Genomic DNA, 537 nt, shown 5'->3' with positions numbered 1-537 from the left:
GGCGTAGAAGACGATCAGCACGATGCAGCCGGCCAGAATCGGCTGCATCAGGCCGTGCCCCTTCCTGGCGCCATGCTCCGGATCCCTCCGCCTGGGTCCGGGCCATCATGGCAGCATCGAAGTCCCTGAGGGCAACTAACCGTTGGGACAGGAGCGCCGCTTCAGGTGCCGATGCCGCCCAGCGCCAGATACTTGACCTCAAGATAGTCCTCGATCCCGTACTTGCTGCCCTCGCGGCCCAGGCCGGACTGCTTCACGCCGCCGAAGGGCGCCACCTCGGTGGAGATGATGCCCTCGTTGATGCCGATGATGCCGGCCTCGATCGCCTCGGCCACGCGGAAGATGCGGCCGACGTCGCGGGCGTAGAAATAGGCGGCCAGGCCGAACTCGCTGTCGTTCGCCAGGGCCACGCCCTCCTCGTCCGTCCCAAACTTGAAGAGCGGGGCGACGGGCCCGAAGGTCTCCTCGCGGAAGATCAGCGCATCGTGCGGCACGTCGGTCAGGATGGTCGGCTGGAAGAAGTTGCCGCCCTTCTCA

Annotated in this window: 1 protein-coding gene; it reads right to left on the bottom strand. The window is 66.3% G+C overall.

Going from position 1 to position 537, the window contains the following annotated elements:
• Positions 1 to 161: 161 nt before the first annotated feature.
• Positions 162 to 537: aldehyde dehydrogenase family protein (locus AC1DWF_RS38000; protein WP_476843568.1), on the bottom strand; the 376-nt coding region annotated here is incomplete at its 5' end.

It is taken from the genome of Aminobacter sp. P4_D5 (assembly GCF_056401815.1).
Note: the sequence above shows the minus strand (reverse complement) of the source record. Positions and strands in the feature narration are given on the sequence as shown.